The following is a 15365-nucleotide window of genomic DNA, read 5'->3' as shown; positions in this document are numbered from 1 at the left end:
AATGAAACAGCTCTTTTTATTCTTCGTTTTATTTATATTTCAATTTGGTTTTTCTCAGGAAGAAGTCAAACCAAGAAAGTTTATTGAAGATCCAAAACCGATTTATAAAAAATTTGAACTTTCGGTACCCTTAAAAGCGAATCAATATGCCGGCGAAATTAACCCCTATACAGGTGAAAAAGAATTTTGGTTTTTACCCGATGGGATAAGTCTCCGGGCTGGAATTGGTGGTCATTTAGACAAATGGATTGGTGTTGGGATGAACTTTGGAATCGACTGGAAAGCTTCCCGTTGCCTAGTGGTAGCTCCGATTTTTGGCTCTGTTCGCCTGAGTCCGAGAATTGCTGAAGACATACGTATTACCTCTGAAGTTGGCTTTGGTAGAGCCTTATCTATCAGTGGTGACAATTTATCGGGGAATTTCAAAAAAATAAGCCTTGGCATCGAAGACGAAGAAAGTGGCGCCGGACTTTATATAGAATTGTGTCAATATGGCTTTTCAAAAAATACTCCAGAGAAAATTGGAAGTGTCAGTATCGGAATAAACTGTTTTCTATTCTAATTCAAGCCTTGCCATTAACTCCATAATTTCCTTCTGGATTGACAATCCTTTATCGTGCAAATACCACATGTGCAAAGCCGTTTTCCCTTTGTCATCAACCACACCATGTTGCGCTTTATAATCTAAAATTAGCTGCTTCGCTCCTATTGGCCTTGCTCCGAATTCACCTAAAACTTCTAACGTATTTTTATCAAGAACAATCAACTTCGGAATTGACCTTGTTCCATTGGTTAAAAAGAGTTTCATCAAATCATCATTTTCATCACGAAAAACCAATTTCAATTCAACTTTCGGGGAAACTTGTGCCATTTTATAAATCACCGGAACAATTTGTGCCGAATCGCCACACCAACCTTCTGAAATTACTAACCAGATATATTCGCGTTTCAACTGCTGCAGTTTTTGCACATATTCATCAGCAACCACTATAGTTTTCTCTAAACGATTCATTCTGGTTTCGTTCAGTTCGCTATAATGTGTCAACGCTTCCGATTGTTCGTTACCCGTTGATTTGCCTTCTTTTAATAAGTTTTTGATTTGATTTCTATAATCCGCATAACTATAACTTTGCGAAAGACTTTTTTCTATAATGTATTTCATAACTGCTTTTTGATGCTGCAAAGTTACAAAACCCATAAGTCAAAAAACATGATAATTGTTGGCTAACATTCTTTTTGCCAAATACCATAAAAAAAGAGAATATGTTTATATTTGCATCACATTTTCACAACTACAACAATAAAACTACATGACTCGAGCCATAGCGACAGCATTACACAATTAAAAAACAATAACAAAGAGTAATGAAATACAAAAGAATTCTTCTAAAACTAAGTGGTGAGGCTTTAATGGGCGATAGACAATACGGAATTGATCCAAAACGTCTTGCTGAGTATGCTGATGAGATTAAGGAAATTCATAGTAAAGGTGTCGAAATTGCCATTGTTATTGGTGGTGGAAATATTTTTAGAGGAATTGCCGGAGCCAGTAATGGTATGGATAGAGTTCAGGGTGATTATATGGGAATGTTGGCAACAGTTATCAACGGAATGGCTTTACAAGGCGCATTAGAAGATAAAGGGATGTTGACCCGTTTGCAAACGGCTTTGAAAATTGAAGCGATTGCCGAACCTTATATCAAAAGAAGAGCAGTACGTCATCTTGAAAAAGGAAGAATTGTTATTTTTGGTGCCGGAACAGGGAATCCATATTTTACAACTGATACTGCTGCGGTGCTGAGAGGTGTTGAAGTACACGCTGACGTAATTTTGAAAGGAACTCGTGTTGATGGTATTTATGATTCAGATCCTGAAAAAAACGCAAACGCAGTAAAATTCGAAAGCATTACTTTTGATGATGTTATCAAAAAAGGGTTGAACGTAATGGATTCGACGGCATTTACTTTAAGTCAGGAAAATGCCTTGCCAATCGTAGTTTTTGATATGAATAAAAAAGGAAATCTATTAAAAATTTGCAACGGGGAAAATGTTGGAACCGTAGTTAAAATATAGTTTACACAAAATGGAAGAAATTGAATTTATTTTAGACAGTACAAAAGAATCGATGGTTGGTTCTATTGCACATTTAGAAAAAGAATTTTTAAATATACGCGCCGGAAAAGCATCACCACAAATGTTGGGAAGTGTTTTTGTAGATTATTACGGTTCTCAAACACCTTTATCTCAAGTTTCTAACGTGAATGTTCCTGATGCCAGAACAATTACCATTCAGCCTTATGAAAAAAGCATGTTGCAAACCATTGAAAAAGCAATTATGATTGCAAATCTTGGTTTCAACCCAATGAATAACGGCGAAAATATAATCATCAGCGTTCCGCCTTTAACCGAAGAAAGAAGACGCGATTTGGTAAAGCAGGCAAAAGCGGAAGCGGAAGATGCTAAAATCAGCATCCGAAATGCCCGAAAAGATGCCAATACTGAAATCAAAAAATTAGAAAAAGAAGGTACTTCAGAAGACATTTGTAAATCTGCTGAAGAAGATATTCAAAAACTGACGGATGGTTTTATCCGAAAAGTGGATGAACATTTGGCTATCAAAGAAGCCGAAATTATGAAAGTGTAACTTTGTTAATTCAATATTAAATCCGTCCCGATGTATCAGGACGGATTTTTTTATTCCTATTTTTGTCAAATCTTTGTGCCAACTACTTTCAAATGAAGCGACTATTTCTACTGTTTTTATTCTTCACGCTGTCGCTTCAAGCACAATTCCAAGTCAATGGAATCATAAAAAATGCTGAAACCAAAAAAGCACTTCCGTTTGCCACGATAAAAACCGAGAATGGTTTTTCTACCATTGCCGATGTTGATGGAAAGTTTAATTTCCTTTTGGCATCACAGCCCGAAACGCTGACAGTTTCCTATGTTGGCTATGAGCCAAAAACCATTTCTCTATTTGAAATAAAAACTTTTTTTACGCTCTATCTTTCGCCAAAAACTAATGCGCTAAAAGAAGTAACCATTACAAATGTAAATCCCGCCAACGCTATTATTGCCAAAGTAATTCAGGAAAAAGAGAACAACAATCCACAAAAAAAACTGCGTAGTTTTCAATTCAAATCGTATAACAAATTACTTGTAACGGCAAATCCTGATTCGATTGTCGGGAAAATTGACACTCTTTTTGTGGATGGTGTTTCCAAAGAAAAAATTGCCAAAATAGATTCTTCCGATTATAAATTTAAAAAGATTATTGACAAACAACATTTGTTTCTAACCGAAAAAGTGTCGCAATTTCAGTTTGAAAAACCTATACTAAAAGAAACTATTTTGGGTACCAAAATGGCGGGTTTTAAAGAACCTATTTATGAATTTTTGGGTTTCAGCCTGCAGTCGTTTTCTATTTACGATGAAAAATACGAGCTTTTCGAAACCAAATACAAAAGCCCTATTTCCAAAGATGCGCTCAAGGAATACCGTTATAAAATTCTTGACACAACTTCAATTGATAATCGACAGCTGATTGTTTTATATTTTAAAAATAAAAACAAGAAAGGCTTGGAAGGCTTACTCTATATTGATCCGGAAAATCACGCTATTGCCAAAGCGATAATGCGTATTCGTGGCGTTTTAAACATTACCGGAATTCATGAATTTACGTATTTAACCGGAGAAAAAATTTGGTTTCCTATTCGGAAAAACTTTAAAATCGTCAAAGGAAAAAGCAAAGAACCTACCAAAATTTTGGGTGGACGAATCGAGTTTGCTGCCGAAGATGATGACAGTAATTCGAAAAAAGCGGCTTCCGATTTCACCTATCTTTCTTCCGAAATGCATGCATTTGACATCGCAGTGAATAGCAATCTGAAAATCAAAAAATCTTTTGTCGCCATTGAAGTTAAAGATAATGCCAACAAAAGAGACGAAACTTTTTGGAAACAAAACAGAACGGATAGTCTGGACAAGCGAAGCGAGAAAACTTATGTCGTTTTAGATAGTATCATCACCAAGGAAAACATTGAGAAAAAAATCAAATTTGGACGAAAAATCATCAATGGTTATGTCCCATTTGGTCCGTTTGATTTTGATTTACGTTATCTTTTGAGTTATAATAATTATGAAGGTTTTCGCGTTGGAATTGGCGGTATTACTAATGACTCCTTTTCTAAAAAGCTTCGTGTTGAAGGTTATACAGCCTATGGTTTGAAAGATGAAACCATAAAGTACAATTTAGGAATGGCATTCAGAATTGGTAATTTTTCCAACAGCTGGATTGGCGGTTCGTATACTGATGATGTTCGGGAGATTGCGAGTACCACTTTTGCTACGGACAAAAGGGTTTTTAAACTCTATGATCCACGGCCAATCAACATCAGTACTTTCTATAATCACAAAACATGGCGTGGTTATATTGAGACCAAAATTATCCCGAAAACAGAAACCGTTTGGCAGTTTACACATAGCGAAATAAGTCCGTTGTTTAATTATACTTTCACATACGACAACCATTTGTATCGTGAGTTCACAATGTCAACAGCTATGTTTTCGATACAATGGAATCCTTTTAGTGATTTTATGCAAACCCCAAATGGAAAAATCGAATATGAAAAACGTTTCCCTAAATTTAGTTTTCAGTTTACTAAATCGTTGCCCAATTTCTTTGCCAATGATTTTAATTTCGGAAAGGTTGATGCCCGAATTGAGTATGAAAAAAAATATTTAAACGGACAGAAATCGGCTGTTTTACTTCAAGCCGGTTATGCTTTTGGTGCGCTTCCGATTACGCATTTGTATAATACTTCGCCGAATAATCTGACCAAAGACAATCTTTTGCAAAGAATAACAATTGCCGGAAAAAACAGTTTTGAAACCATGTATTTCAATGAATTCTTTTCGAGTGAATTTGTGATGCTTCAATTCAAACACGGATTTAAAAGAGTCGAATTGTTCAAAAAGGTAAAGCCATCGTTGGTTTTGGTAACACGAATGGCTTGGGGAAACCTGCAACATCAGGAACGACACATAGGCATTTCATACAAAACTTTAAACGAAGGTTTTTTCGAATCGGGTATCGAATTGAACCAGATTTACAAAGGTTTTGGATTAACAGGCTTTTACAGATATGGCCCAAACCAATTGCCGAGATTTGAAGATAACTTAGCCGTAAAATTGAGCTTTGTATTTGATATTGGGTTTTAAGCTTTTTAAGTCACGCCAGAATTATAAAACATATATTTACCAAATAACAGCAAATAACATTTATGACTAAAGGACAAATTTCCAATATCTTAAGAAAAATTCGATTGATTTATTTGGCAGACTGGGCACATTTTTATGTTGAGCGCTATAAAAATCAGAAGAATAATTTAGCCTTTAAAAAGAATAATCCCGACGTAAAATTACCTCCTGATTATCTTATATACGAATCATTTCAGATTGACTACACAAAATATTATACGGAGAGTATTAATACTGCTAAATGGGTTGCAGATTATTTTAGCAAATATTTAGATTTAAAAGACAAAAAGATACTTGATTGGGGTTGTGGTCCTGGCAGGGTAATTCGTCATTTGCCTAATGTCGTTGGCAATGAATGCAAATATTATGGGACAGACTATAATAGGCAATCCATTGACTGGTGTTCAAAAAATCTTCCCGGAATTAGTTTTAATTGCAACACTTTGGATGCAAAACTTCCTTATCCTGACGATACATTTGATGCTATATATGGAATTTCAATTTTTACGCATCTTTCAGAGCAATTGCATTATGATTGGTATACTGAATTGCATCGAATATTGAAACCAAATGGAATATTATTCCTGACTACTCAAGGTGATAATTTTAAAGTAAAACTAATTCCTTCCGAAGTTGCACGATATGATGCTAATGAATTAATTATCCGTGACAAAGTGAAAGAAGGGCATCGGATGTTTTCGGCATTTCATCCTACTGAATTCATGAAAAAACTATTCCATAATGCTGAAATTTTAGAGCATTATGCTGAGCCAATTCCGGAAACGGGCAATTGGATTCCACAAGACGTTTGGATTATAAGAAAGAAATAATTACGGCTTAATAATCAGAACCGATGGAATATCAGTTAACCAGGAAGTTTCCTCATCAACCAGTTTTTTCCAGGTTTCTAAACTAAAAACGATTAAATCCTGCTGAGCCAAAAATGGTTTGTTGAGTTTGTCCGGATGAAGAACTTCGATGTTATCAGGATAATTTTGTTCTAAAACTGCTAACGCATTTTCAACAATAAAGTTGTTTTTAGTATGTCCGTTACTATCCAAAATAGTAACATGCGAATTGTTGTTGTATATTAATTTTTGGGCATAATCAATCAGAAAAACATCGCCAACACTATAAATTCCAACGAATACTTTATCTATTTGATGCAAATCCTTATCAATCAAAACGCCAAGAGGTGTTTTGGTTTTCGAAATTATCAAACGTGTTCTGTCATCAAAAGGTGAATTTTCAAACAATCCTTCTTTTCCTTTAAACTTATCCAATAATCTATCCGGATTGATGATGCGTGTGGTAAATCCGAGCACTTTCCCCAATATGGTTCCTTCAAAAATAGATTTTCCCAAACCGACCAATACCAAATCATATTTCCCTTCTTGGGCAATATCGGCAATATCGGTTTCCATATCGTTGGTTGCTTTGAAAATAGTGGTGATACGTTGCTCTAGTTTTCGGGACTCTTTTACAATAGGCTCAAAAGTCTGGGTTTCATATTCTTCCAAATTATACGCATGCATTTCATCACTTGCGGTCAAATGCATAGCCGTAACATTGGCTGAATCTTTTTGCTTTTTGATAAGACTGTTTGCCAAACGCAATAATGATTTACCTTTCTGATTGTTACCAAACGAAATAAGAATATTAAAATCTGAACTCTTTTTAACCTCGGAAGGAATAATGGCATCTTTGGTTTTAAAAATAAAATTGATGATATCCAATGCCGGACCAGTCATAAATGTCGTCACCAAGGCCATGATAACCATCATCGTAAAGACCTTTGGCGAAAGCACACCCAATTCGTATCCAATGTTCAACACTACCAATTCCATCAAACCACGCGTGTTCATCAAAGCGCCAATGGTTAAACTATCGCGCCAACTTTGTCCAACAAATTTTGCTGCCAAAGCACTTCCAATAAATTTTCCCGCTACAGCCACTGCAATAATACAACCTGTAACTTTCCATAAATAAGGTTCGTTGATTAAGCCGATTTCTGTTCGCAATCCTGTGAAAACAAAGAACAATGGTAGTAACAAGATCACAGAGACATCTTCTACCTTGTCTATAAAAACATTTCTAAACTTGGCAATGTCAGGCATAATCGCTCCCATCATAAAAGCTCCAAATAAGGCATGAATTCCAATGATTTCGGTCAAATAAGACGAAACGATAAGCGTCATAAAAAAAATAGCAACGACAGATTTTTTGATATTCTCTTTTTTGGCATATAAATCCCCAACACGTTTCAAAAAAGGTTTAACCACAAAAAGCATAGTCAAAACATATAGGAGTGCAAGGCCAATGACATATAAAGAACTCACAAAACTTCCGGCTTTTACGATGGCAATAACCACAGCCAAAATACACCAGGCTGTAATATCATCTGCAGCAGCACAAGTAATAACAATGGTTCCTAATCGGGTTTTATGAATACCTCGTTCCTGGACAATCCTGGCCAAAACCGGAAATGCTGTGATGCTCATGGCAATTCCCATAAACAAACTAAACGATAAAAATTCTATGCCTGGTGGCGCAAATTGATGATAGATATAGTAGGATAATCCAATACCCAAAGCAAACGGAATTACAATACTCGCATGGCTTATTACTACTGCTTCGTTGGCTTTGTTTTTTAAGACTTTCAGGTCTAATTCCATGCCTATCACAAACATGAAAAGTATCAAACCTATCTGACTCAACAATTGAAGATTTCCAAGAGAATCCACTGGGAAAAGTGCTTCTTTCATATCCGGGAAATACTGTCCAAAAAGTGATGGACCAAGAACAATTCCGGCAATGATTTCACCAATAACGGAAGGCTGTCCAATTTTTCTAAAAATCCAACCGAAAATTCTGGCGACAACAACAATCGTAATAATTTGGAATAGCAATAAGGCTAATGGATGCTGTAAATTGTGAAATAATGAAGACAGAAACTGAACCCATTGACTATCTTCCGATGTTGGAGAAACAATTTTTCTACCGACTTCCAGTAGTTTCCCCTGTTCAACAATTCTATACATCAAATAGGTAAATCCCCCTGTAATGAAAATATAAAATAAAGAGTTTTTAAAATTTCTCATCCAAAAATAGTTGCTGCTTGTGCATACAAAGATGCTAAAAACAAGCTAATTTTTTTAGTTTTTTTTATGCTATTAACAATTATTTAAAATTAGCCGTTTATTCTCGCATAAATTAAGGAAAACTTTATGCAAATCGGCTGCTTTTTTTGAGGTTTTGATTACCTTTGCAACCCATTTTAGGATTTATGAAAAAGTTGTTAGGTATTGGTTTTTGGGAATTTATCGCTCGGGTAATCTTAAGAAATCGTATTGCTATTATAATCGGTATTCTTGTCGTTACAGGAATGCTGATAACGCAATTCGAACACATACGGTTTACACAAACAGAAGCCAATTTAATTCCAGCTGACGACAAAGTAAATGTTGATTACGATAAATTTCTGAGTCATTTTGGTGAAGAAGGCAATTTGATTGTCATTGCGACCAAAGACAAAAAACTATTTACACCAAAAATTTATGGCGAATGGCGCGATTTGATGAATACGATCAAGTCGAGTAAAGAAGTGAGTCTGGTAGTTTCAGTAGATAATCTGCAAAAGCTTATCAAAAATGATTCACTTGAAAAATTCGAATTAAAACCTTTAGTGGATGACCGCAAAATTCAGAACGAACAGTATCTGAAACAGATTCAAAAAGAATTATATACCAAACTGCCTTTTTATGAAGGTTTGTTATTCAACAAAAAAACGGGCGCAATCCGCTCTGCAATTTACTTAGACAAAAAAATTGTCAATACCAAAGCCAGAAAGGAATACGTTTTAAACAATTTAATTCCGGCGCTGAACAAATTTAAAAAAGCAACCGGAATCGAATTACATACTTCGGGCATGCCTTATATCCGAACGCTGAATGCCAAAACCATTATCGACGAAATTGGCTTGTTTATTGGTGCTGCTTTGCTAATCACTTCGCTGATTTTCTTTTACTTTTTCCGTTCGTTCAGAGCAACAATGGCGTCACTAATTGTTGTGATTGTTGGCGTCGTATGGTCATTCGGAATCATTGGCGCATTGGGTTACGAGATTACGGTATTGACTGCATTGGTACCAACATTAGTTATCGTAATCGGAATCCCGAATTGTATTTTCTTTATCAATAAATACCATCAGGAATACCACAAACATTCCAATAAGGCCAAAGCCTTACAGCGCGTAATTACCAAAACCGGAACAGCAACATTGATGACCAATATTACAACTGCAGTTGGTTTTGCAACATTCATTGCAACCAATAATGTATTGTTGAGAGAATTTGGCGTAGTGACTACCATCAATATTTTGGCTATTTATTTACTGAGTTTGCTGATTATTCCAATCTTCTTCAGTTATATTCCATCGCCGATTCCGAGACATCTTGGGCATTTAGAAAGAGAATCTCTGACTTCCTTTTTGAAATGGATTGTCAGCACGGTAAAATACAACCGCATTGGCGTTTATATTACAGCAATTTGTTTGCTTGTTTTTGGAATTATTGGGATTGGAAAAATCAAGGTTTCGGGAAGTATATTGGAAGACATGCCGAAAAAGACAGTGTTTTTTGATGATATCCGTTTCTTCGAAAAGGAATTTGACGGCGTGCTGCCTTTGGAAATCATGATTGATACCAAAAGAAAAAATGGCGCAATGAAGCTTTCCAATCTGAGAAAAATGGAAGAATTGGAACATACGATTACCGATATTCCTGAACTTTCAAAACCATTGTCCATCGTAAATATTGCCAAAAGTTTTAATCAGGCGTATTATAATGGTAATCCGGATTTTTACACCTTGCCATCATCACAGGAAGAAATATTCCTGTTGCCGTACATCAAAAATTCGCTTAAAAACGACAAAGACAATCAACTGAAAAGTTATATAACTTCAGACGGAAGTATCGCGAGAATAACAACATTTATCAAAGACGAAAACGGGGAACGAATGGAAGCTATTGAAGCCCACATTCGGAACAAAGTGAATAAATTATTCCCAGAGCCAAGATACGAAGTCATCATCACCGGAAAGCCTTCAGTGTTCCAAAAAGGAACTAAATATTTGCTTGACAATTTACTGTCGTCATTATTGTTCGCCTTTTTCCTAACCGGAGCTTTGGTTGCCATTATGTTCCGATCGTTCAAGATGGTTTTGGTTTCTATAATTCCAAATCTATTACCATTATTGATGACCGCCGGATTGATGGGATTCTTAGGTATTCCGTTAAAGCCATCAACGTTGTTAGTTTTCGGAATTGCTTTCGGAATGTCGGTCGATGATACCTTGCGCTTTTTGGCACAATACCGTTTGGAATTGTCACGAAACGACTGGAAAATCAAGAAATCAGTATTCGCCACGTTTGACGATGCCGGAATCAGTATGTTCTACACTTCGATAATTTTGTTTTTTGGATTCTCGGTGTTTATGTTGTCGAGCTTTGGCGGAACGGTTGCCTTAGGAGGATTGGTTGCATTGACCTTGTTCTTTGGAATGCTATCCAATCTGGTTTTGCTGCCTTCGCTGGTGCTGACCTTAAACAAAGCTTTGGCTAACCAACAGGAATTACCGGAACCAATCATCAATATTTTAGAACCAACAGATGAAGATATTGATGAATTAAAAGAACAATAAATAATTTATATTTGCGTTTAGATTATAACATCTAATATTTAAAATTTAATATCTGATATTTAAATGAGACATACAAAAGTTAAAAGCTTACTAAACAGTGAAACAACGATTTCGGAAGTAAATGCAAAAGGTTGGGTAAGAACTTTTAGAAACAATCAATTTATAGCGTTGAACGATGGTTCGACCATTAATAATATTCAGTGTGTTGTCGATTTTGAAAACACGCCTGAAGAAACTTTAAAAAGAATTACAACCGGAGCTGCTGTTTCGGTAACCGGAGCATTGGTAGAAAGCAAAGGTGCTGGTCAGAAATATGAAATCCAGGTTTCTAAATTAGAAATTTTGGGCGATTCTGATGCAGAGAAATTCCCGATGCAGCCAAAGAAACACTCGTTGGAATTCCTTAGAGAAAATGCGCATTTAAGAGTTAGAACCAATGCTTTTGGGGCGATTATGAGAGTGCGTTCGGTCTTGGCTTTTGCGGTACATCAGTATTTTCAGGAAAAAGGTTTTGTGTATGTTAATACGCCTGTAATTACGGGTGCTGATGCTGAAGGTGCCGGAGAAATGTTTCAGGTAACGTCATTGCCATTGGACAATTTGCCAAAAAATGAAGGAGGAAACATCGATTACAAAAAAGATTTCTTCGGAAAACACACTAACCTAACGGTTTCGGGACAATTGGAAGGTGAAACTTTCGCTATGGCTTTGGGTCAGATTTATACTTTCGGACCAACTTTTAGAGCAGAGAATTCAAATACGTCACGTCACTTGGCTGAATTCTGGATGATTGAACCTGAAGTTGCTTTCAATGATTTGAATGACAATATGGATTTGGCTGAAGATTTTATTCAGTATGTGATTAAATACACGATGGATAAATGTTCTGAAGATTTAAAGTTTTTGGAAGGTCGTTTAGCGGATGAAGAAAAACAAAAACCACAGGCGGAAAGAAGTGAAATGAGTTTGTTAGAGAAGTTAAACTTCGTTTTAGAAAACAATTTCAAACGTGTTTCTTATACCGAAGCTATTGATATCTTAAGAGATTCTACTCCGAATAAAAAGAAAAAGTTCAGCTATATCATCAACGAATGGGGCGCAGATTTACAATCAGAACACGAAAGATATTTAGTTGAAAAACACTTCAAATGTCCGGTGATTTTGTTTGATTATCCGGCAAACATCAAAGCGTTTTACATGCGTTTGAACGAAGACGGAAAAACGGTTCGCGCCATGGATATTCTTTTTCCGGGAATTGGAGAAATCGTTGGAGGTTCACAAAGAGAAGAACGTTACGATGTTCTAGTTGAAAAAATGAAAGCCTTAGGCATTGACGAAGAAGAACTTTGGTGGTATTTAGATACCCGAAGATTTGGTTCGGCAGTACATTCAGGTTTCGGATTAGGGTTTGAAAGATTGGTATTATTTGTAACCGGAATGACAAACATCCGTGACGTAATTCCGTTTCCAAGAACGCCACAAAACGCAGAGTTTTAAAGTTAATTTGTTGATTCGGTAATTCGGTTATTTGTTTTTAACTTTACAGATAACCACCCGAGCGAAAGCGAACGGACAAAGTAAATCCACAAATAACCAAATAAACATAAAATGTTAAAGCAGTTTCTAAATCTAAAATTATCACAAAAACTATCACCTCAGCAAATTCAGTTGATGAAGTTGATACAATTGCCTACGCAGGCTTTTGAACAACGACTTAAAGAGGAAATGGTAGAAAATCCGGCTTTGGAAAGTGGTAAAGAAGAGGAAGAATTGTATGAGAAAGATGAGTTCGACAACAATGAAGATGATTATGATGATTATGAAGGCAGCGACAACATTGACACTGACGAAATCAACATTGACGAATATTTAAGCAACGACGAAACGCCTGATTACAAGCTTCAGGCCAATAATTATAGTGATGATGATGAAGAACGCCAAATGCCGTTTGCTGCATCAACCAGTTTCCATCAGGATTTAATCAATCAGTTAAATACTTTTATCTTAACGGATGAACAGCGCGATATTGCTGAGTTTCTGGTTGGAAGCATTGACGACGATGGTTATTTACGCCGAAGTGTTCCCGATATTGTTGACGATATGGCGTTTACGCAAGGCATTTATACGGATGAGAAAACCGTTGAAAAAATCCTGCACATTATCCATGATTTAGAGCCTTCCGGTGTTGGCGCAAGAGATTTACACGAATGTTTGTTACTGCAACTCCGACACAAAACACCAACAGAATATGTTGATTTGGCAATCAATATTATAGAGAATAATTTTGATGCTTTTACCAAAAAACATTACGAGAAGCTTTTAACTACCTACGAAATTTCGAAAGAGCAACTCAAAAAAGCGATTGAGGAAATTGAAAAGTTAAACCCAAAACCTGGTGGTTCTTTTGACAGCAACAGCAGAACGGTAGAACAAATTGTTCCCGATTTTGCGATTCGAATTGTTGATGGCGAATTAGAACTTACGTTGAACGGCAGAAATGCTCCAACCTTGCATGTTTCCAAAGATTATCAGGAAATGCTGCAAACCTATAAAGTTTCTAAAGATAAATCGAATCAGCAAAAAGATGCTGTGCAGTTTATTAAGCAAAAGTTGGATTCGGCCAAATGGTTTATCGATGCGATTCGTCAACGTCAGGAAACGCTTTTTGTGACGATGAATGCTATTATGCACTTCCAGCAGGAATATTTCCTCGATGGTGAAGAAACCAAGTTGAAACCGATGATTTTGAAAGACATTGCCGATATGGTTGGGCTTGATATTTCTACGGTTTCCCGTGTGGCTAATAGTAAATATGTCGACACGCCTTACGGAACCAAATTGATAAAAGAGTATTTTTCAGAATCCATGAAAAACGATCAGGGTGAAGATGTTTCTACTTTGGAAATCAAAAAAATTCTGAAAAACATTATCGAAGAAGAAGACAAAAGCAAACCTTTACCTGACGATCAATTAGCTGAAATCCTAAAAGAAAAAGGTTATCCAATTGCCCGAAGAACGATTGCAAAATACAGAGACTTGCTTGATATTCCTGTAGCAAGAATGAGGAAAAAGATATAAAAATACACTTTGAAAAAAATCCTTCCTTTTTTTTCGTATCTCTTTCACCCTATTTTCATTCCGTTATTAGGAACTGTTTTTTATGTTTTGCTCGAAGCCCGGTATTTTACTTTTCCGCAATACTTCATTCTTTTTCTGCAAATAATCATCATTACTTTCCTATTACCAATTGCGTTTTTTTATCTGCTGAGAACCTTCGGGAAAATAGAAAGTGTCATGCTTTCTGATATTTCGCAACGTAAAATTCCTTTGTTAATGCAGCTAATGCTATTTGGCGTTTTGATTGAAAAAAGCATCACGGTTGACCGCTTCCCAAGCTTGTATTTCTTTTTTGTTGGAGGATTTTTAAGCACTGCTTTTGCATTTCTATTGTTGTATGCCAAATTCAAAGCGAGCATTCACATGATTGGCATTAGTTCACTAACCGTTTTTATAATTGGCTTGAGCATTCATAATCAAATCAACACCATCAACACCGTTACTTTTTTTGTAGTGATGAATGGACTTGTTGCTTCTTCACGCTTAGTTATGAATGCACATTCAAATAAAGAATTGTTAGTTGGATTTTTGTGTGGTCTTGTTCCACAAAGTGCTTTACTCTATTTTTGGTTATAGAATATAGAACATCAGACCGAAATTGATTGTATTCATATCAATGGGTTGATTGTCAATTTTAGCTGAAGATTTAAACAATGGATTCAACCCATAATAGGCTGAGAAATTCCATGTATTCCATCCAAAAGCCAGATAAACTCCATATTGAAATTGATTCAAATCCTTATTGTTAGAAATGGCAACTGTCCCATTTGATGAAACCGATTTGTATTGGTCATAAAAAAGATAACTCAATTTTACTCCGGTATGAACGCGCCAAAATATATGACTTTCAGGAGTTGAGTTTCTCCACCTGAATTCTATTGGCAAATCAACATAATGAAAAGACAATTTGTTTTTGGAAAATGAAACCTCCGAATCCAAAACCTGATAGGCGTAAATCCCGTTTGTTTCTGTAATTCCTAAATTCTGATTGTAAATCGCCAATGTATAACCCAAACCAGCCGCTATAGAAACGGTTCGTTTTTTATTAATTGGCATATCTCTCAAAAAACCAAACGCAATTCCGGGTGAAAGTTTGTTTTGGGCAATTCCATCAGGACGCTTCTGTAAAGCGTTATAGGTAATGTTTAAATAAAATTGGTCTTCCCGGTATAACGAATCGATGGCATCAAAATCGATTTCATCTTTAATTTCTTTTTCTTGGGCTGAAATGCCAAGTGAAATAAAGAATGTTAAGATGAAAAGTTTGATTCGCATGGAAGTAATATTA

The 15365-nt window shown here is 35.9% G+C and carries 12 protein-coding genes; 9 read left to right on the top strand and 3 right to left on the bottom strand.

The window, feature by feature from the left end:
- Nucleotide 1 precedes the first annotated feature (1 nt).
- Nucleotides 2-562 (top strand): hypothetical protein, encoded by a 561-nt coding sequence (locus GS03_RS04335; RefSeq protein WP_136151344.1) that lies wholly within the window; start codon nt 2-4, stop codon nt 560-562.
- Here GS03_RS04335 and GS03_RS04330 read toward each other — a convergent pair.
- A complete protein-coding gene (locus GS03_RS04330) occupies nt 554-1162 on the bottom strand; it encodes a thioredoxin family protein (protein ID WP_136151343.1) in 609 nt (202 codons plus the stop codon). The two genes, GS03_RS04335 and GS03_RS04330, sit on opposite strands and share 9 nt — an antisense overlap.
- Before the next feature lie 203 nt (nt 1163-1365).
- Here GS03_RS04330 and pyrH point away from each other — a divergent pair, with 203 nt between their 5' ends.
- The 4 genes from pyrH (at nt 1366) to GS03_RS04310 (ending at nt 6089) form a co-directional block, all read left to right on the top strand.
- The gene (gene pyrH / locus GS03_RS04325; protein ID WP_136151342.1) at nt 1366-2073 is read left to right on the top strand and encodes a UMP kinase; all 708 of its coding nucleotides are present in this window, start codon (nt 1366-1368) and stop codon (nt 2071-2073) included.
- 10 nt (nt 2074-2083) lie between these two features.
- Complete coding sequence (gene frr / locus GS03_RS04320; RefSeq protein ID WP_136151341.1) at nt 2084-2644, top strand: ribosome recycling factor; 561 nt, start codon at nt 2084-2086, stop codon at nt 2642-2644.
- Between the two features lie 92 nt (nt 2645-2736).
- Nucleotides 2737-5220: a DUF5686 family protein gene (locus GS03_RS04315; protein ID WP_136151340.1), complete on the top strand. Its 2484-nt coding sequence runs from the start codon at nt 2737-2739 to the stop codon at nt 5218-5220.
- Between the two features lie 62 nt (nt 5221-5282).
- Nucleotides 5283-6089, top strand: coding sequence for a class I SAM-dependent methyltransferase (locus GS03_RS04310; protein WP_136151339.1), 807 nt, complete (start codon nt 5283-5285; stop codon nt 6087-6089).
- On the opposite strand, the gene GS03_RS04305 is transcribed toward GS03_RS04310, so the two are convergent.
- Nucleotides 6090-8360, bottom strand: coding sequence for a cation:proton antiporter (locus tag GS03_RS04305; RefSeq protein WP_136151338.1), 2271 nt, complete (start codon nt 8358-8360; stop codon nt 6090-6092).
- Nucleotides 8361-8545: 185 nt separating this feature from the next.
- On the opposite strand from GS03_RS04305, the gene GS03_RS04300 reads away from it, so the two are divergent.
- The 4 genes from GS03_RS04300 (at nt 8546) to GS03_RS04285 (ending at nt 14653) form a co-directional block, all read left to right on the top strand.
- Nucleotides 8546-10960: an efflux RND transporter permease subunit gene (locus GS03_RS04300; protein ID WP_136151337.1), complete on the top strand. Its 2415-nt coding sequence runs from the start codon at nt 8546-8548 to the stop codon at nt 10958-10960.
- A 63-nt stretch (nt 10961-11023) separates the two neighbouring features.
- Nucleotides 11024-12457: an asparagine--tRNA ligase gene (gene asnS, locus GS03_RS04295; protein WP_136151336.1), complete on the top strand. Its 1434-nt coding sequence runs from the start codon at nt 11024-11026 to the stop codon at nt 12455-12457.
- Nucleotides 12458-12568: 111 nt separating this feature from the next.
- On the top strand, nt 12569-14038 hold the full coding sequence (rpoN, locus tag GS03_RS04290) for an RNA polymerase factor sigma-54 (RefSeq protein WP_136151335.1): 1470 nt from the start codon (nt 12569-12571) through the stop codon (nt 14036-14038).
- 9 nt (nt 14039-14047) lie between these two features.
- A complete protein-coding gene (locus tag GS03_RS04285) occupies nt 14048-14653 on the top strand; it encodes a hypothetical protein (RefSeq protein WP_136151334.1) in 606 nt (201 codons plus the stop codon).
- Here GS03_RS04285 and GS03_RS04280 read toward each other — a convergent pair.
- Entirely contained in the window at nt 14648-15352 is a 705-nt protein-coding gene (locus GS03_RS04280) for a porin family protein (RefSeq protein WP_136151333.1), read from the bottom strand. The two genes, GS03_RS04285 and GS03_RS04280, sit on opposite strands and share 6 nt — an antisense overlap.
- Nucleotides 15353-15365: the final 13 nt, after the last annotated feature.

The sequence above is a fragment of the Flavobacterium sangjuense genome, assembly GCF_004797125.1.
In the GTDB taxonomy this organism is placed as follows: domain Bacteria; phylum Bacteroidota; class Bacteroidia; order Flavobacteriales; family Flavobacteriaceae; genus Flavobacterium; species Flavobacterium sangjuense.
The sequence above is the reverse complement of the archived record's forward strand: the minus strand, read 5'-3'. Positions and strand labels throughout refer to the sequence as shown.

Coding starts and splice junctions, on each gene's coding strand:
- GS03_RS04335 (WP_136151344.1), top strand. CDS start 2: ATGAAACAGCTCTTTTTATTCTTCGTTTTATTTATATTTCAATTTGGT.
- GS03_RS04330 (WP_136151343.1), bottom strand. CDS start 1,162: ATGAAATACATTATAGAAAAAAGTCTTTCGCAAAGTTATAGTTATGCG.
- pyrH (WP_136151342.1), top strand. CDS start 1,366: ATGAAATACAAAAGAATTCTTCTAAAACTAAGTGGTGAGGCTTTAATG.
- frr (WP_136151341.1), top strand. CDS start 2,084: ATGGAAGAAATTGAATTTATTTTAGACAGTACAAAAGAATCGATGGTT.
- GS03_RS04315 (WP_136151340.1), top strand. CDS start 2,737: ATGAAGCGACTATTTCTACTGTTTTTATTCTTCACGCTGTCGCTTCAA.
- GS03_RS04310 (WP_136151339.1), top strand. CDS start 5,283: ATGACTAAAGGACAAATTTCCAATATCTTAAGAAAAATTCGATTGATT.
- GS03_RS04305 (WP_136151338.1), bottom strand. CDS start 8,360: ATGAGAAATTTTAAAAACTCTTTATTTTATATTTTCATTACAGGGGGA.
- GS03_RS04300 (WP_136151337.1), top strand. CDS start 8,546: ATGAAAAAGTTGTTAGGTATTGGTTTTTGGGAATTTATCGCTCGGGTA.
- asnS (WP_136151336.1), top strand. CDS start 11,024: ATGAGACATACAAAAGTTAAAAGCTTACTAAACAGTGAAACAACGATT.
- rpoN (WP_136151335.1), top strand. CDS start 12,569: ATGTTAAAGCAGTTTCTAAATCTAAAATTATCACAAAAACTATCACCT.
- GS03_RS04280 (WP_136151333.1), bottom strand. CDS start 15,352: ATGCGAATCAAACTTTTCATCTTAACATTCTTTATTTCACTTGGCATT.